This is a genomic window from Acetobacter fabarum (assembly GCF_040702925.2).
GTDB lineage: Bacteria > Pseudomonadota > Alphaproteobacteria > Acetobacterales > Acetobacteraceae > Acetobacter > Acetobacter fabarum_B.
Map to the genome: position 1 here is coordinate 72,747 of NZ_JBFCXX020000012.1, position 15,180 is coordinate 87,926.

A 15,180-nucleotide genomic window follows, 5' to 3' on the forward strand; every position below is an offset into this window, starting at 1 on the left:
TTTAGCGAATCATGGAAGCTAAAGCAATGAAAAATCCCGAACCACACGCCATCCGGTCAGCCCGAGCCACATCTGGTCTGACCCAGACAGAAGCCGCCCAAATGGTTTTCGTTTCGCTTGTGACTTGGGCGAGGTGGGAGGCTGGCACATGCCCCATGCCGCCCGGTCTTTTTGATCTCTTCATGATCAAAACGAACCAAAGCGAAATCGTCTGTGAGCAGAGTGTATTGCGTGGTCTCGATGCCCTGATCAGTGACGCAACGGCTCTACGCCGCAAGATCGTCTCCGACCGACCGGCGATTCCAGCGGAATAACCCGAACGATTCAGCAAAGGACTTTATGTCATGTCAAAAATCAATACGGCTCTTATCGAACGCCTTATCGCCGCCGGTGGCACTGTTATTAAGAAAAAAGCGCCCGAACCAGTGCGTTCCTGGCACGACGACCCCGACGACAGAGATCGTGAAGTTCGTAAATACGAGCCAGATGACTACGAATACTGGTATAAATACAGCATTTTCTTTAACAGAAAGTCTGAAATCCTGTCAGGCATCGACTTTCACGACATTCCTTCCGTTCATTACGACGCTCTGTATGATGACTGGTATGCAGAGACATCGCTTCATACGCAGTCAGTCCTCGCCGCAGTCCAAGCACGACTTCGGTTCCAGGGCGTCATCTGATCTGCAAATCGATGATATAATCAAATAGAACAACGCCATCATGCGAGATCATGAAAATGGATGAAATCTCAAAGGAAGAAGTTGCCCGGCTGCGCCGTCTTGATCCAGCCGGTGTCCATGCGGCGCTGATCGCGTCAGGTGATCTGTCTATAAACACAGCGATCCCTCGCCGCATCGAGAATCTGCGACCCGCAGAAAATGCCATTGACGCGGTCAAATTCGCCAAAAAATGCGACTATAATCAAGCGCTCGAATGGCTTCATGAGCATTTTGCCGACGATCAGACGGCCTCGCGAAACGTCGGGATCAAGCAGGTCGAGCGAGAATTGTTTGATTCCGAAATCGTAATCAATCGGCTAGTCAAACAGCAGATGGATGCTCTGGGGTGCAGCGAAGCCCGTCTGACGTTGATGTTTAAGGAAGCGGATGAAGCAGCCCAAAGGGACGCACTGCTCGAAACAGTGACAGAAACAGACTTTGAAAAGCTGCCGCAAGATCACGACGCTGAACCAGAAAAACGGAAAGGCAAATTCGGCTATCTCGTTGGGAAACGGACGCAGAACGGCGAGAAAGTCGAGAAATTTTTCAACACGCGAGACATCCAAAATTGTGTCGGCATGTTGCGTCAGCGCAATGGAGAGGGTCTGAACGTGCTGATGACGCCTATGGACAGACACTGCTTCTATATTCTTGTTGACGATGCTCTTGATCGCCAAGGCAAAGAGTCTGAATCGCCTGTTAAGTCTTGGATTGATGCGGGTTTCAAACCCTGTCTCGCGCTTCAGACGTCATGGAAATCACATCAGATCATTTTTCGTGTGCCGAAAGAACCGTTCAGATTCAAAGACGCTGTCGGCAACGATGATTCCTGTTTTGACCGTCAAGGACTGCATCAATACTTCCAGTCCCTCAATCGCGACTTCGGCGACCATCGCATTTCTGGCCTTCGACATGGCATCCGCCTTGCCGGCTATCGCAACGTAAAACCTAAACATGCCCGTGAGGTCGAAGGCAAAGCATGGGGTGTCGAATATCCTTTCGTCAAGATCAAGCATTCTGAATCGACGTTCTGTGAGAAAACATTAAACGATGCGTTAAAAATGTGCTCGCACAAGGTAGTGGGTAATATCGAACGAACGAGACAAGCACTGCTTAATCACAGAAATGGCGTGACCCAGCCGCGCCAGGTCATGCCGCCCAGATCGGTCTCAGGCGGGCTAGTCAGACCCACAGCGCCACGACAAAAATCGGCCTGGGAACGCAAGATTGAAGAGCGTGAAATAAAGCGAGAGACACAACAGGCAGCAAAAAAGGATCAGTCCCTATGTCGTTAATTTCCGCCATTCGTGCCGCATTTTCGTTCTCAGCAAGTGCGGCTCAGACTCTCAGCGATGGACTTTCTGAAGCCGCCGGCGCTGATGTCCAGAAGCGCCTGAAGCAAAACATGTCGGGCAGACAGCAGAATCATGAGCCATCTGAGGGAGATAAAAAAGAAAAAGAAAGGGCGTCACAACCGGCGGTGACATTCACTATTCCCGAGCATAACGGCCCCATTAAAGAGCCGGAATTCAAACCTGAGCCTTTGCCGCCACTTCCGCCTAAGCCCCCGCCCTTACCGCCAAAAAAATTGGCTCCAATCAATAACGCATCGAAACAGAAGCCTCACCCCATCAAACCCAAACCTGCGGCAACCTCGACATCAACAAAACAATCTCCATCAACAAAACAATCCCCTTTTGAAAAAAAGATCGCAGAACGAGAGAAAGCCAGAGAGGCAAGAGCGCTGACAAAAAAAGAAGATGGTCTATCCATCTAACGCAAAATAAAAGCCCCGTTATTGCGGGGCTTTTATTTCGTCTTCGGGAAATACACTTAATAATATTCAGTGCGATGCTTCTCTGATTCCGCTTGATACGCCTCAAATTCTTCCAGGCGTTGCAGTTCGCGCCGTTCCGCATCGCGTCTGTATCTCGCTCGCGTGCCGTCCTCGACGCGATGACCGGCAAAGGTTGAGGGCACGGGCGCTGGCATAGAAACATCGGCGTTGGCCCTGAGCGCGGCTGGCACGAGACGCGCCAGTTTTGCCAAACCCTTCGATGTGACCCGGACCTGCTCTGTAATTCTCTCTCCGCCGTCCGGCGCAAGAATCACTGAAACTTTGTGTGTCAGATAACCAGATGTGATCTTGTCTTGATATGCAGCAAGGGGCGATTTACCGCGCCGGAAAAGCCACCCTTCCCGGCGCAGCAAGGCGATGAACTTTCGTGGTGCGACGCCGATCGTTTTTGCGGCATCTGAGAGCGTGAGTGTGCCTTCCGTTTCAATCAAGCGGTCATGAATCGCGGCCTTGGGCATACTGTAATTCAGGAGTTCTGTGTGACTTGCTATTGTGTCGAGATGTTCTGCGATTTGCAATTTGTGCGTCTCAACTTGTTTCTGTAGATCGCTGATTACAGCAAGTGTCATCTCTGCCATCGAGAGTGCCGGGGATGGTTCAGGAACAGGCTGGACGGAGTATGAGCCAGTCCTGCGAATTGACGGCAAGACCTCAGATGTCACCCATTTCCTGAATCGCTTTGCGGCCGGCTTGCGGCTATCAAACGTCAGCGTGTAAAGCCCAGACTCATTGATAATGGCGGTTTTCTGCGGGCCGCCAAGGGTGTCGTTAGTAACGACACCCTTTTCATCAGGATCAAGACGGGCCGCCGCGTGGCGATGGTTGCGGATTTCAAGAACAACACAGACGTCAGACAGAAGGAACCATGGTTCACCCCCGACATCTGTTATGCGGATCGGAGCGCCTTCAAAATCAAGCGTGGAAATATGCTGATTGCCGGCGGTTGTGCTAAACAGATCGGCTTGCATTGATGATCTCCATCGTTTGCAAGTTAACCCCAGTCGTGCGACCGGCTGGGGCACCCGAGCGATTGCTCAAGCACAAGTATATAGCTTAGTTTTCTGCATATTTCATGAAACGCGCACCCACGCACGTCAGGGTCGGGCGGATTGCTGGGCAGGCTAGGTCTGATCGCAGGAATCAGATGGTTCCGAAACTACTGAAGGGGCCTCGCTCCGCCTCGCGGGGGGAGGCGGTTACGAGAAGCCCCCCCGCCCATGGAGAAATATAGAAAGTGGCTTCTGTTCCATTTTGTAGCCTAGGTAAAAGTCCATTTCCCATAGAATCCATAAGGGCCTGTCCATCCTTTAATAAGTAATTTCTCCATCTTAGTTCGATAATTCAGAATCATAGAGCAATACCTTTCCCACAAACGCACGGTGAATTGCTGTTCACATTCAATATCGTTTGCATGAAGACCGCAGGGGTATCGTGCCCAACTTTCATTTCCACTTGAAAGCATGTCGAACACCCACTTATCTCGGGCTTTGTATGGAATAAGAGAGGTTCTCTCGACTAACTTCCAAAGTTTATGAGTGGCGATTTTGTTGCCTATGCGCCCTTCGGAAACAAGAGAAGGGTCTTCGTAAATACAAAATGCTTTCAGCATATTTTCCATCGCGAAAGCGGCTAGAAGGAAAGTGCCTTTATTCGCATCATCCCAAACCATCAGTGGCTGGCCATCTTTTATTAAGGTCGTATTTCCCCGTCCTCGTTTATCCCAAAGAATTAAAGCCTGCGAATGTAAATTATTAGATGTGCGATACCATTGATGTGGATTAGCCGCATCCAATGTTACCGACCATGAAGGATGGAACTACTGCGAAACCGGGATTATGTGGGATCAGCGGGGATTTCGTGGGACGAAACCTGTTGAGCGACCGGGGTTTTCTGGGTTTTGACTGGGGCTGGTGTGGGTCAAAACCCCCCGATGATTTTGGATGGAACTAACTGCGAAATTGGCCTTAAGGGGCATTTTCAGCCAGATGATTTGGAACCCACCCTGATTTTAGTATCAGCCCTTCAAATGCCTTTTAATGACCTTTCAAAGGGCCGAGATAACCAGTTAATCTTAGCGAGTAGATATGGCGCGTTCAATAGCCTGATGGAGCTGCGTAGCGGCGGTTAAATCGGCTTTTTCGAGAGCAGGATGATCGCCAGATGAGTTCTTAATCAGGACTGTGTATTTATACCAAGGGGCTTTCTTAGCCAATTTATACCAAATGAACGCAAATATTATTCCCGGAATAATATAAAGCCCAAAGCCAATCAGAACAATTATTCCCCCGAAGAATGCTAACCAAATTTGCGCTGGGTCAATTGCTTTTAGAATTGTTGTGCTGCCAATAGAAGACACAGAATAGCTTGCGCTTCCAATTTTAATTAGGGAGTTGTCTACACTTATATTTCCGTTCTTATAAATATATTCACCAGTTTCCATAACGATTTTCCTTATATTGAGGATTTATACCGTCATAGCGCCGGAGCGCCAGACTACGCGGCCTATGATCTTTGCAGGGGCTCCACCATCGCGGATCATCTGGCGGATTTCTGCGGCGTTCAATTCATCTGTGGAATAGCTGGGGTTGTCGCTGACCACCTCCACATTGCCGTTGGCTTTCAGACGCAGGCGCTTGACTAGGAGACTGTTGTCTATGCGGATAGCGTAGATTGCTCCGCTCTTGATGCTTTCTACGTCTGTTCTAATCAGAACCAAGTCTCCATCATCTAAAGATGGCTGCATGCTGTCGCCCTTAACGGTAAGGGCGCACACGTATTTTTCGTGCCCAAGCACGTCTTTTGGCAATATATCTCTAGGAATTGAAACGGTTTTCTTGATTGGCTCGCGGTTTGGATACACGCCAGAACCCGCCGACAACTGAAGGTCATAATTCAAGAAATCTACATTTGGAGATCCTGACGGTTCATCTGCATTTGCAGATGCAGTTGCCGCATCACCCCCGGAAACAAGCCAATCCAAAGACACACCGCAGGCGGCAGCTATCTTTGCTGCAGTAGAAGCGCGCATTTCACGGCCTGCAATGTAGGTGTTGAGAGTGCCAAGCGGAACTCCCGACACATTAGAGACATGCTGGTTTCCTCCAGCATTTCTAACCGCCGTCCGTAGCCGTTCACTGGCGGAGTCTGTTTCGCAGTTTGTGCTTGGAACTGCGAAATCTGCATCTGTTGGCTTCTTTCCTTCAGATGTCATTGATAAATATAGACCTTTTTAATTATTCACAGATGTATCCACAAAAAATAACTGCGAAGTCAGATTTTATCGTTGAAACAAATCTGAGATCGCATATGTTAGCGGAACACCTCGCGACGATTTCCGGCGGCGTAAAGTCGCTGGAAAGGGGTTGAAGAAAAAGGGCGGTTGCAGCCGCCCTCGAATCAGGAGCTACACACTATGGCACAAAAGCCCATGGGAATGCACCCGGAGGACATTAAAGCCGCGCTGCGGAAAATGTTCGGTTCTCTGGCTGCGTTCTCCGTCATGATCGGGCGGGATAGCCGTGCGGTGAGCAAGACCATTGCTACCCCCGGCTACTCCGTTCCCATTGAGCGCGAAATTGCGAAGGCGCTGAAGGTAGCGGTGAAGGCCATATGGCCTGATCGGTATCATTCTGACGGCACTCCAGTTTCGTTTGTTGTCCCTCGTATTCCTACCGCCCTGAACTGCCGGGCGCACCGTCAAAATGAGGTGGCGGCATGAACACCATTTCCACAGCAACCGCCATATCAGACGACAAAAAAACAGCCTCGTTTTCGATATCTGTGGTGTGTGGTGCATCAGAAAAGCCGGTCGCCTTTGGGACGGTCGATCTCGCCACCGGACGGGTTTTGAGCCTCCTTATTGGGTCAAAGGATGAAGTGGCATGAACATGAGTGTGCCTCAGCCGCTGCTGTCAGTGGTGTCTATTCCCCTGACAGATATTGACGTTGGCGACCGCCTACGTGGGATTGATGATGATGCCGCAGCCGTCATTGCGGCAAGTATGCAGGAACAGGGTCAGCGCACCCCGATTGAAGTGCGTAAGGCCGGAAAGCGGTATCGGCTGATTGCCGGTGCGCACCGCATGCGGGCCTTGGCTCTGGCCGGAATAGAAACCGCATTTGCTGTGGTTGTGAAGGCGAATGACCTTGAAGCACAGTTGCTGGAGATTGACGAAAACATCTGCCGCCGGGAACTGAGCGAGCTGGACCGCGCAACATTTCTGGCGAAGCGCAAGGAGGTTTATGAGGCGCTGCATCCAGAGGTGGGGCATGGCGGTGACAGGAAGTCGGATCAAAACGACAAGCTTGTCGTTTTGATCCAGTCCTTCAGCCAAGCGACTGCCGAGAAACTTGGCTTTTCAAAGAGAACTATCGAACGCTCTGTAGCCCGATATAAGCACATTATGCCTGACGTGCGCGAGAAAATTTCCGGCACATGGCTTGCGGAAAGCGGCGCACAACTCGATGCCCTGTCTCGGGAAACGCCAGAGTATCAGCGCCAGATTGCTGACTTTATTGTGCAGTGGCCGGGTGTGAAGAACATTTCCGAGATACTGCGGCAGATCCGTAACCAGCCGAAGAAAAAGCCGCCCACGACATATGACAAACTGGTGGCGCTTTGGAACCGGGCCGATGATGCCACGAAGCTCCGTTTTCATGAGTTTTTGCAGCCTGAGTTTAATCTGGAGGATGCAGCGTGAGCCGGAAACCAGACATACGGCAGCTCTCGCTGCTGGATTGGGAGCCGCCAGTTTTCGTCACCGGATATGACCCGATGCTGGTGCGAGGGAACACCTATGAGTTCTCCCTGTGCCGCGCCATTTCCGTCACGCTGGCGGAATGCGGGCGGACGCGGCCTGAGGTTGCTTCTGACATGAGTGATATTCTGGGGCGGCCTGTGACCGTGAACATGCTCAACGCCTATGCGTCGGGCCAGCGGGAAGATCACCAGATCAGCGTGCCGCGCTTCAATGCCCTGATTGGGGCGACCCGTGACATCCGGCTGGTGGAGTTTCTGGCGGCACCCCGGGGTTGGGCTGTGATTGATCGGAACTATCTGCCGATGATCGAATTGGCGGCGGTAGCAGAACAGAAAAAGAAGCTGACGCGCATGGAGAATGGCCTGCGGCGTCAGTTGGGAGCGCGGTTCTGATGTCTAAAAAAGCATTTATCTCTTCTAAAACTGATACCGCAGGGCGCACCAACATCATGATTGGCAATCTGGGAATTGCAGACCTTGGGTGCGGTAACGTGATGGCCGAGTATCGTCCGGCCACCACAGAAGAAAAGACTATTCAGGTTGGTGTGAAAGAGTTCAGCCTTCTTTCTCGGCTTGCTTTATTGTGTCTGCGAGAGCGGTCAGAAGAATTTTCTTTAGATCAAGAGGTGACGACATTTCTGGAAGGCTACTTAGCCGGAATGTCAGATGTCCAGATACCGCGTTACCAACTCCGATCTCTAGACACTCAAAATCCCCCGATACCTCAAAGCCAAGACCAAGCTCTTTGATGGAGGTATTCGTTATGTGGATATTTGGCGTGTCGTCATCCGTAGGCACAGAAATAGAATACACAGTTTCCTCCTTGTTTGGGTTGTGCAGCCACAAGGTGGATGGGGTGGCGCGAGTCTGGCAATGCGGCCAGACCGCACCTCTCCCCCGTATGATCGGGGGTGTGGCATGAGGCGCGTGGTTGAATACCAGAACCTGACGTTTGAATCCTCCAATGACGGCATCCTGCAAATCTGGTTTGAGGCGCAGTGTGATGAGGAGTTCCTGCTCGCCCGCATCTATGGGCAAGACCGCGAAACGGCATTTGAGCGCATCACGCCGCAGGTTCTGACGGGCTGGGCGCTGTATCGGTCCAGCAAGCCGAAGGGCTTGGTATCCGGGATTTATGCGTCCCTGCGTCCGCGCGGATCTGTTGGAGATTGTCTGGCAATGGTCGAGCAGCATCTGCGACAGGCCCGTGAAAGCGAGCGGCGCATGTTTGTGGAGAACGCTGTAGTTGAAGCCGTAGCAGGTATGACCGGTATGTCTTGGCCCCTTCGCCCTGAAGATATCCTGAAGCACATGAATGGAGGGGGAAATGCTGAATAATGTTCAGTGGTATTCTCCTGCTGAACTGGCGGCTTTGCAGCTTCCAGGTATGCCGACGACTGCCCGGGCATATCAGATGAAAGCCAAGATGGAGAATTGGTTTGACCCGGAAAATGAAGGGAAGTGCTGGCGGCGTCGGAATGGGCGTGGCGGCGGCTATGAGTTCACGCCCTATGTTCTGGACACGATTGCCCAGGCCGCTCTGGTGGCGCGCATTCAGGCTCCGGTAAAGGCGGAATGCGAAGAAGAGCATAGAGAAAGAAACGAGTTATGGGCCAGATACAGGAAACTGCCCGAGCATAAGAGGAAACGTGCTGAGAGGGCGCATTGCATCCTGATGATGGTCGAAAGCTGGGTTGAGGCGAAGTGCTGCCAGAAAAAACTGGCCATAGTGCATATCGCCAAGGAGCAGCGTGTGGGGAAGACCACGATCTATAACTGGTATCGTGATGTGCGCGGCCTTGATAAATGTGACTGGCTGCCTGCGCTGGCCGACCGTTTGTGCGGGAGCAAAAAGAAGTATGCTGGATGCGATGAGGAAGCTCTGGAATTCTTCAAATCCCGCTGGTTGCAGCCGGAAAAGCCCAAGTTTGAGAAGTGCTACCGCGATCTGGTGAAGGCCGCAGAGGAACAGGGCTGGGTGATCCCAAGCATTAACACCATGAAGCGGCGGGTGAAGGAATTGCCGCAGATGGTAATTGCTCTGGCGCGGGGTGGTAGAGATGCCGCCAAGCAGATGATCCCTGCTCAGGAGCGTGACCGGACGTATCTACATGCCATGCAGGCGGTCAATGCGGATGGTCATAGGTGGGATATTTTCGTGCTGTGGCCGGATGGGACGATTGGTCGGCCTATGATGGCTTCATGGCAGGATCTGTATAGCAACACGATCCTGTCCTGGCGGGTTGATAAATCCGAAAACACCAACCTGATCCAACTTGCGTTTGGGGACATGATCGAGAAATGGGGCATCCCGGAGGAAGCCCTGATGGATAACGGTCGGGCCTTTGCCTCCAAGCGCATGACGGGTGGCTCGAAAACCCGCTTCCGTTTCAAGATAAAGGAGGATGATGTCAACGGCGTCATGACCATTCTGGGCGTGAAAACCCATTGGGCGATCCCCCGGCATGGTCAGTCAAAGCCTATTGAGCGTGCTTTTGGCGATATGGAAGAAAACATTGCCAAGGATTTACGATTTTCCGGGGCTTATGTGGGCAATAACCCGCTGGCCAAGCCAGAGAACTACGGCAGCAAAGCAATCCCGCTGGCGGAGTTTTTGAAGGTCGTTGAAGAGGGCATTCAGGAGCATAATAACCGCCCTAAACGGAACACACCGACCTGCGGTGGCAAGAAAAGCTTCTTTCAGGCATTTTCTGAGAGTCTTGCCATTCGCCCGGTGCGTAAGGCGACTGAAGCCCAGCGGCATCTGTGGCTGATGGCCGCTGAGAATGTGACTGTCAACAAGAACAACGGCTCCATCCGGTTCATGAAGAACCGTTATTTTGCGGACTTCCTGCATGAGCATCTGGGGCAGAAAGTTGTTGTCCGTTATGACCCGCAGAACCTTCATGCGGATCTGCATGTGTATGATGCGAAGGGAGTGTTCCTGGGGAACGCGCCGGTTATCGATAAAACCGGCTTCTTTGATATGCATGCGGCTGGGGAAACAAGGCGGAAAGAAAAGAAAATCCTGCGGAACACGAAGGAAATTCTTGATCTGCAACGCAGCATGACGCCGGAGCAGATGATCGAACTGATGCCAAAGATTTCCGAGGCGGAAGACCTGATTGAAAGCAAGGTTGTGCGCCCACTTCGGCCCAAACCGTTTGTGAGCAACGGCAACGCTGCCGTGGCGCATCATGATGACGAAGAAGAAGACTGGTTGACCAAGTATAACGAGCAGATGCGACCTACAGAGCGCTCCCTGCGACTTGTGGATACTGACGAAGACTAAATTGAGCTGATAACGCTCCAGTAAACGAGGAAATTTTTGCGCATGACACAGATCATGAATGACCACGCACGCCTGCGTGACGCCGTAAGGGATCGTAAAGACCGCGACCAGCTCTCCCTGACGCAGATCGGGTCGGCAAGTGGTGTATCTGGCCCGGTGATCAGTTCATTCCTTGGCGGCAATTATGCCGGGGATAATGAAAAAGTGGCTGGTAAGCTCCAGTTGTGGCTGGAGGCGCAGGAAACCAAGGAACGGAACCGCTCTGAGAGGCCTGTTGTTCCGGGGTTTATCATGACGGAAACGGCCCGGACGATCATGAACCTGATTGAAACCGCACAGTATGACGTTGATCTGGCCGTGATCTCCGGCAATGCCGGGACCGGAAAAACCATGGCGGCGGAAGAGTATCAGAAGCGCACCAACAACGTGTTCCTGATTACTGCGGACCCCAGCCTGTCCAGCCCTTCCGCCGTGTTGCTGGAAATTGCTGAAACCTTGGGCTGCAATGACAAAGGGCAGCGCCGTATCCGTTCCATTATCCGCCGCCTGAAAGGGACGGAGGCGGTGTTGATTATTGATGAATCCCAGCACCTTTCCGTCAAGGCGGTTGAAGAAATCCGCTCCATTCATGACCAGGCAAAGGTGGGTGTGGTGTTTATGGGGAATGCACCGTTGAACGCCAAGTTTGATGGGTTAGGCCGCACCGCGGACTATGCGCAGTTGTTCAGCCGGATTGGGTTGCGCCGGAAGATCAATAAGCCCCGACAGAAAGACATGTGCGCCATTCTTGCCGGGTGGGACGGTGTGCAGGGCGAAGAGGTGCAGCTTTACGCCAAGGAAATTGGGCGGCGCGAAGGTGGACTGCGGAGCATGAGCAAGGTGCTACGCAACGCCACGAAAATTGCCCGTGTGAACAAGCGTGATCAGATCACCAGAAAAGACCTTGAGTGCGCCTGGTCTGAACACATGACCGGCGAGTTTCCGAAAATTCGTATGAAAGGTGGAGCTGACGATGTCCATTCTTGAAATGCCCGTACCGTCTGACGTTCTGACAGAAGTTGTTGACGGCACCATTTTTGCCCAGCCCGAACGCCACCGTGCCCTGCTGCGCGATATTCGGGATTTCCTTCGCAGCAGCCCCGCTGATGCCACGGCCAGTCACCTTGCCATTGTGTTGCGGCATGAAACCCACGTTGCCGGTGACAACAGGCGGCAGGTGATCCGTGAGTTTTTTGAAAGCTACCCCGAGGGTGCCACCGCTGGTGAAATCCTCGCGCAGATGGAGGCACTGTGATGCCTGAAGCAAGAACCGAAACACCGATCCAGTGCATTGACCGCGTGTTGCGCCAGATGCGTGTAGGGGCACAGCTTTTTTCTCAGCCTCGGGATTTTACTGTGCTGAGTAGTGGTGAGCGGCAGGAATATGCGGAGTGGCTGGACCGGATGGCGAGTGAACTGGAAGGGTCGTTCACCATGCTGCGCATCCCCGTGCAGGCCATGCCGCAGATTATTGACGCCGAGTTTGTTGAGGTGCGGTCATGAGTGGAAGTTGCACAACAGTTGTGAAGCTGCCCGCCATTTTTGAAAGCATGGGCGAGGCTCTGGACGAAATGGCGCGAAAAAACCCCACGCTGTCCCTGGCCAGCGTCATTGATCGCATTGGCGAGGATATGGCGCAGATTGTCAGCATTACGCAGGGCAATGGCGGCATGATGAAGGAACTGCATGACGCTGCCTGGAGTTTGGCTGTTGTCAGTGTTCTCCATTTTTCCATGGTTCAGGCCAGCATTGCGCACACCATGCGGATGATGCCTGTCAGCCTGAACAAAGGGACGATGCACTGATGGCACCGCGTGTGACTGGTGAAATTTACACCGCGTGGGTCCAGCGGAACGGGCGGATTGAGTGGCACCCCGGCGTGGGTTTTCCCGATGGTGCGCTCCCGCTGTGCTGCGGCACACGGGACGCCATAAAAACCTACCTGCGACACAGGGCTTTTAACGGCGAGTTTTACGCCGTGCCCGGCATGACGGACCTCATGCCCGACCAGCAGGCTTTTGAAGCAGTCGAGAAACTGCGTGTAAGCCTGACCGGGGCCGCCAAAGACCTTTTTTCATATTACTCGGGAATGAACAGGAGAGACGTAGGATGAGCGTTAACATGGAAGGCATGGTTATGACCTGCTCTGGCCCGTGGCCCCGTGAACGGATGTCCCCGACCACGCTGTTGTCCAATGATCTGGCCATTGAACTGGTGAACGATGCCAAGGCCCTGCACGAACTGATGGTTGAGCAGAAGCGGCGCATGTTTGAAAAAGCCCGCAACTATGAAACCGCGTTGCTGGAACAGTATCGGGTCAAAAAGCGCAAAGGATCGCGGGGGGCATTTCAGGCAGAGAGTCTGGATAGCTGCTTTAAGGTTGAATTGTCGGTTGCCGACTTCCGGCGCGTCACGTCTGACATTATGGCGGCGCAAGCCCTGATGGGGGAAGTGCTGGACGATCTGACCGAGAATGTCAGCCCGGATATTCGCCTGCTGCTGTCTGCTGCGTTTGAACCGGATGAACGAACAGGGCGTGTGAACGTGGACCGTTTGCAGCAGGTCCGCAAAGTGCGGCTGACACACCCGCGCTGGCCTGATGTTATGGAGGCCGTGGCGAACAGCATTGAGGTTTCCAGCAGCAAGCCATACCTGCGCTTTTACTGGCGGGAAACGCGGGACCAGGACTGGCAGCCGATCCGGCTCCAGTTCTCTTCTCTGGAGGTGGTGTGATGGCTGTAAAATTCACCGCTACGCCTGAAGAGCGGGAGATTATTATGCGAATTAGTAGCCGTGCGGCATCACTGTATCGAGACAGGGGTGACATTACACCCCGTCGGGTCATGCTGCTCGAAATTACGATGGACTTGGACGCGGTCCATTCCAACGGCTGCCCTATGGACTTCGCCCGCCTGGACAACGCAGACGATTTTAACCTGTTGCATGATGTCGCGGGCATTGCCCGCCATCTGGACCGCAGAACTGGCCAGCTGACAGATATGTTTCGCCCGCGCTTTGCCAAGAAAGAGGTGGTGTGATGGCTCGGAAATTTGAAGTTGAAGTGCAATGCACGGTTGCTGTGGTGCTGCGAGAGGAAGCATTTTCTGAGGAATTCATGGGAGAATTTCAAAAGAGCTTTCAACCATTTGATACTCTTGGTGAACATGCCGAACACATAGCGTGGCTTGTGGCGACGGGCGTTATTGATCCGGTGTATGACCCGTCCATTGGTGGCGAACAGTTTGTTGAAGGTTACGGGCGGATAGCTGACTTTGTTGTTTCCGCATCCAACACTGAGACGGATGTCAGCACCATTTCTGAGAGTGAGGTGGCGTGATGGAAATAATCCAAGAATATCCATGCGCAGATGGCAGCCGAAATAATCAGCATCATGGGATTGTTGTTTTCCAATGTGGTGATTGCCGCGCAGAGATAGAGGTATCAATGGGCGGGAATTGCTACGGGGCTGATCTGTTCGACGCATTCATTTCGGAAGCATTGGAAAAACATGCCACGAGTGATGATGCTGATTACTTCAGGATGCCTATGAAATATCCTGATGGTCAGTCTTTTGAGTTTGAAGGCGATGAACGTGATTTTGAGAGCATGTGTGTCGCTGTCTACATAACTCGCATCGTGCCGGAGGACGAGTGATGCCCACTACCGCCCGCTCTGACATGGTGAAGAAAGTCCATGTTGGACGCCGCCAGTTGGGGCTGGATGATGTGACCTATCGCGCGCTGCTCCAGCGCGTGACGGGGCATGTTTCCAGCACGGCCTGTTCTGTTGGCCAGTTGCATGATGTGCTGGCCGAAATGAAGCGGCTGGGCTTCAAGGCGTCCAGGCCGAACCATAAGCCATGGGTGCGCAAAGTCTATGCCCTGTGGCGGGAAATGAAGCCGATGCTGCGTGGGGATGGCTCCACGGAGGCACTGCGGGCCTTTGTTGAACGGTGCGTGAGTGTGAGCGCGCCCGAGTTCCTGGACGAACCACAGGCCCGCAAGGTGATTGAAGCCCTCAAGGCATGGAAGAGCCGGATGGAGAAAGGACATGCCTGATGCAGAAATTGCGCCTGTGGCACCTGTAAAGCTTTCTGATGTTTCTATTAAAAAGCCCAAGGCGCATGACGATAGGGTGGCGCTTGGTCTGCACAAATTCAGGAGCATAGGCAAATCAAAAGCATATCTGTATGCAACGATCTTTGACGCTCTACAGGATGCGTGGCGAGCGGGTGTGAAGTTTGATGAAAGCCATGTAGAGGCAATCTGCTCTTATATCATCGGTTCTTATACCTGGCGTATTGATGGGGCATTAAACGAAATCATCCGTTTAGAAATCAAGGATCGTCTGGAAAAGATGATAAAATAAGGACAATTCGGGCAAAAACCCCTAAAATGGGAGAACAGTGTACAAATATGCCGTTTGAGGCATATTTGTTGATTTTCACTGAGAACTGACCCGGGTAGGGCGGAAATTTTCATCGAGATTTGACCCATGCCTTCACACTCCC

26 protein-coding genes are annotated in these 15,180 nt (G+C 52.6%); 22 read left to right on the top strand and 4 right to left on the bottom strand.

Annotation, left to right across the window (positions count from 1 at the left end):
• Positions 1-26: 26 nt before the first annotated feature.
• Genes AB2L51_RS09995 through AB2L51_RS10010 form a run of 4 tightly spaced genes read left to right on the top strand, consistent with a single transcriptional unit; the run spans position 27 to position 2,499 of the window.
• Positions 27-314 (top strand): hypothetical protein, encoded by a 288-nt coding sequence (locus AB2L51_RS09995; RefSeq protein WP_395582209.1) that lies wholly within the window; start codon positions 27-29, stop codon positions 312-314.
• A 30-nt stretch (positions 315-344) separates the two neighbouring features.
• A complete protein-coding gene (locus AB2L51_RS10000; RefSeq protein ID WP_395582208.1) occupies positions 345-683 on the top strand; it encodes a hypothetical protein in 339 nt (112 codons plus the stop codon).
• A 50-nt stretch (positions 684-733) separates the two neighbouring features.
• Positions 734-2,017 carry a DNA-primase RepB domain-containing protein gene (locus tag AB2L51_RS10005; protein WP_395582207.1) on the top strand — a complete coding sequence of 428 codons (1,284 nt, stop codon included), beginning with the start codon at positions 734-736 and terminating at the stop codon, positions 2,015-2,017.
• Complete coding sequence (locus AB2L51_RS10010) at positions 2,008-2,499, top strand: hypothetical protein (protein WP_395582206.1); 492 nt, start codon at positions 2,008-2,010, stop codon at positions 2,497-2,499. Before AB2L51_RS10005 ends, AB2L51_RS10010 begins: the two co-directional genes overlap by 10 nt.
• A gap of 56 nt (positions 2,500-2,555) precedes the next feature.
• Here AB2L51_RS10010 and AB2L51_RS10015 read toward each other — a convergent pair whose 3' ends face one another.
• The 4 genes from AB2L51_RS10015 to AB2L51_RS10030 all read right to left on the bottom strand — a co-directional run bounded on the left by AB2L51_RS10015 (position 2,556) and on the right by AB2L51_RS10030 (position 5,791).
• Positions 2,556-3,548, bottom strand: a complete 993-nt coding sequence (locus AB2L51_RS10015) for a BRO family protein (RefSeq protein WP_395582205.1) — start codon at positions 3,546-3,548, stop codon at positions 2,556-2,558.
• A gap of 290 nt (positions 3,549-3,838) precedes the next feature.
• Positions 3,839-4,372, bottom strand: a complete 534-nt coding sequence (locus AB2L51_RS10020) for a hypothetical protein (protein WP_395582204.1) — start codon at positions 4,370-4,372, stop codon at positions 3,839-3,841.
• Between the two features lie 279 nt (positions 4,373-4,651).
• Positions 4,652-5,020 (bottom strand): DUF6232 family protein, encoded by a 369-nt coding sequence (locus tag AB2L51_RS10025; protein WP_275176912.1) that lies wholly within the window; start codon positions 5,018-5,020, stop codon positions 4,652-4,654.
• 24 nt (positions 5,021-5,044) lie between these two features.
• Positions 5,045-5,791: a S24 family peptidase gene (locus tag AB2L51_RS10030; RefSeq protein WP_275176911.1), complete on the bottom strand. Its 747-nt coding sequence runs from the start codon at positions 5,789-5,791 to the stop codon at positions 5,045-5,047.
• Between the two features lie 201 nt (positions 5,792-5,992).
• On the opposite strand from AB2L51_RS10030, the gene AB2L51_RS10035 reads away from it, so the two are divergent.
• The 18 genes from AB2L51_RS10035 to AB2L51_RS10120 all read left to right on the top strand — a co-directional run bounded on the left by AB2L51_RS10035 (position 5,993) and on the right by AB2L51_RS10120 (position 15,038).
• Positions 5,993-6,298, top strand: coding sequence for a helix-turn-helix domain-containing protein (locus tag AB2L51_RS10035; RefSeq protein WP_395582203.1), 306 nt, complete (start codon positions 5,993-5,995; stop codon positions 6,296-6,298).
• Complete coding sequence (locus AB2L51_RS10040) at positions 6,295-6,465, top strand: hypothetical protein (protein WP_395582202.1); 171 nt, start codon at positions 6,295-6,297, stop codon at positions 6,463-6,465. The genes AB2L51_RS10035 and AB2L51_RS10040 overlap by 4 nt, the downstream gene beginning before the upstream one ends.
• Entirely contained in the window at positions 6,462-7,280 is an 819-nt protein-coding gene (locus tag AB2L51_RS10045) for a ParB/RepB/Spo0J family partition protein (RefSeq protein WP_395582201.1), read from the top strand. The genes AB2L51_RS10040 and AB2L51_RS10045 overlap by 4 nt, the downstream gene beginning before the upstream one ends.
• Complete coding sequence (locus AB2L51_RS10050) at positions 7,277-7,732, top strand: hypothetical protein (RefSeq protein WP_395582200.1); 456 nt, start codon at positions 7,277-7,279, stop codon at positions 7,730-7,732. The genes AB2L51_RS10045 and AB2L51_RS10050 overlap by 4 nt, the downstream gene beginning before the upstream one ends.
• Positions 7,732-8,088, top strand: a complete 357-nt coding sequence (locus AB2L51_RS10055) for a hypothetical protein (protein ID WP_395582199.1) — start codon at positions 7,732-7,734, stop codon at positions 8,086-8,088. Before AB2L51_RS10050 ends, AB2L51_RS10055 begins: the two co-directional genes overlap by 1 nt.
• 169 nt (positions 8,089-8,257) lie before the next feature.
• The gene (locus AB2L51_RS10060) at positions 8,258-8,677 is read left to right on the top strand and encodes a hypothetical protein (RefSeq protein ID WP_395582198.1); all 420 of its coding nucleotides are present in this window, start codon (positions 8,258-8,260) and stop codon (positions 8,675-8,677) included.
• Positions 8,667-10,631, top strand: a complete 1,965-nt coding sequence (locus AB2L51_RS10065) for a transposase domain-containing protein (protein WP_395582197.1) — start codon at positions 8,667-8,669, stop codon at positions 10,629-10,631. Before AB2L51_RS10060 ends, AB2L51_RS10065 begins: the two co-directional genes overlap by 11 nt.
• A 42-nt stretch (positions 10,632-10,673) precedes the next feature.
• Positions 10,674-11,657, top strand: a complete 984-nt coding sequence (locus tag AB2L51_RS10070; protein ID WP_395582196.1) for an AAA family ATPase — start codon at positions 10,674-10,676, stop codon at positions 11,655-11,657.
• Positions 11,644-11,925 carry a hypothetical protein gene (locus AB2L51_RS10075; RefSeq protein WP_395582195.1) on the top strand — a complete coding sequence of 94 codons (282 nt, stop codon included), beginning with the start codon at positions 11,644-11,646 and terminating at the stop codon, positions 11,923-11,925. Before AB2L51_RS10070 ends, AB2L51_RS10075 begins: the two co-directional genes overlap by 14 nt.
• Positions 11,925-12,173 carry a hypothetical protein gene (locus tag AB2L51_RS10080; RefSeq protein ID WP_395582194.1) on the top strand — a complete coding sequence of 83 codons (249 nt, stop codon included), beginning with the start codon at positions 11,925-11,927 and terminating at the stop codon, positions 12,171-12,173. The genes AB2L51_RS10075 and AB2L51_RS10080 overlap by 1 nt, the downstream gene beginning before the upstream one ends.
• On the top strand, positions 12,170-12,475 hold the full coding sequence (locus tag AB2L51_RS10085) for a hypothetical protein (RefSeq protein WP_395582193.1): 306 nt from the start codon (positions 12,170-12,172) through the stop codon (positions 12,473-12,475). Before AB2L51_RS10080 ends, AB2L51_RS10085 begins: the two co-directional genes overlap by 4 nt.
• Entirely contained in the window at positions 12,475-12,783 is a 309-nt protein-coding gene (locus tag AB2L51_RS10090) for a hypothetical protein (RefSeq protein ID WP_395582192.1), read from the top strand. Before AB2L51_RS10085 ends, AB2L51_RS10090 begins: the two co-directional genes overlap by 1 nt.
• Positions 12,780-13,403: a DUF3164 family protein gene (locus tag AB2L51_RS10095; protein WP_395582191.1), complete on the top strand. Its 624-nt coding sequence runs from the start codon at positions 12,780-12,782 to the stop codon at positions 13,401-13,403. Before AB2L51_RS10090 ends, AB2L51_RS10095 begins: the two co-directional genes overlap by 4 nt.
• Entirely contained in the window at positions 13,403-13,708 is a 306-nt protein-coding gene (locus AB2L51_RS10100; protein WP_395582190.1) for a DUF6874 family protein, read from the top strand. The genes AB2L51_RS10095 and AB2L51_RS10100 overlap by 1 nt, the downstream gene beginning before the upstream one ends.
• The gene (locus AB2L51_RS10105; protein WP_395582189.1) at positions 13,708-14,007 is read left to right on the top strand and encodes a hypothetical protein; all 300 of its coding nucleotides are present in this window, start codon (positions 13,708-13,710) and stop codon (positions 14,005-14,007) included. The genes AB2L51_RS10100 and AB2L51_RS10105 overlap by 1 nt, the downstream gene beginning before the upstream one ends.
• A complete protein-coding gene (locus tag AB2L51_RS10110) occupies positions 14,004-14,324 on the top strand; it encodes a hypothetical protein (RefSeq protein ID WP_395582188.1) in 321 nt (106 codons plus the stop codon). The genes AB2L51_RS10105 and AB2L51_RS10110 overlap by 4 nt, the downstream gene beginning before the upstream one ends.
• The gene (locus AB2L51_RS10115; RefSeq protein ID WP_395582187.1) at positions 14,324-14,728 is read left to right on the top strand and encodes a gp16 family protein; all 405 of its coding nucleotides are present in this window, start codon (positions 14,324-14,326) and stop codon (positions 14,726-14,728) included. The genes AB2L51_RS10110 and AB2L51_RS10115 overlap by 1 nt, the downstream gene beginning before the upstream one ends.
• Positions 14,721-15,038 carry a hypothetical protein gene (locus AB2L51_RS10120; RefSeq protein WP_395582186.1) on the top strand — a complete coding sequence of 106 codons (318 nt, stop codon included), beginning with the start codon at positions 14,721-14,723 and terminating at the stop codon, positions 15,036-15,038. Before AB2L51_RS10115 ends, AB2L51_RS10120 begins: the two co-directional genes overlap by 8 nt.
• The last annotated feature ends 142 nt before the right edge of the window (positions 15,039-15,180 follow it).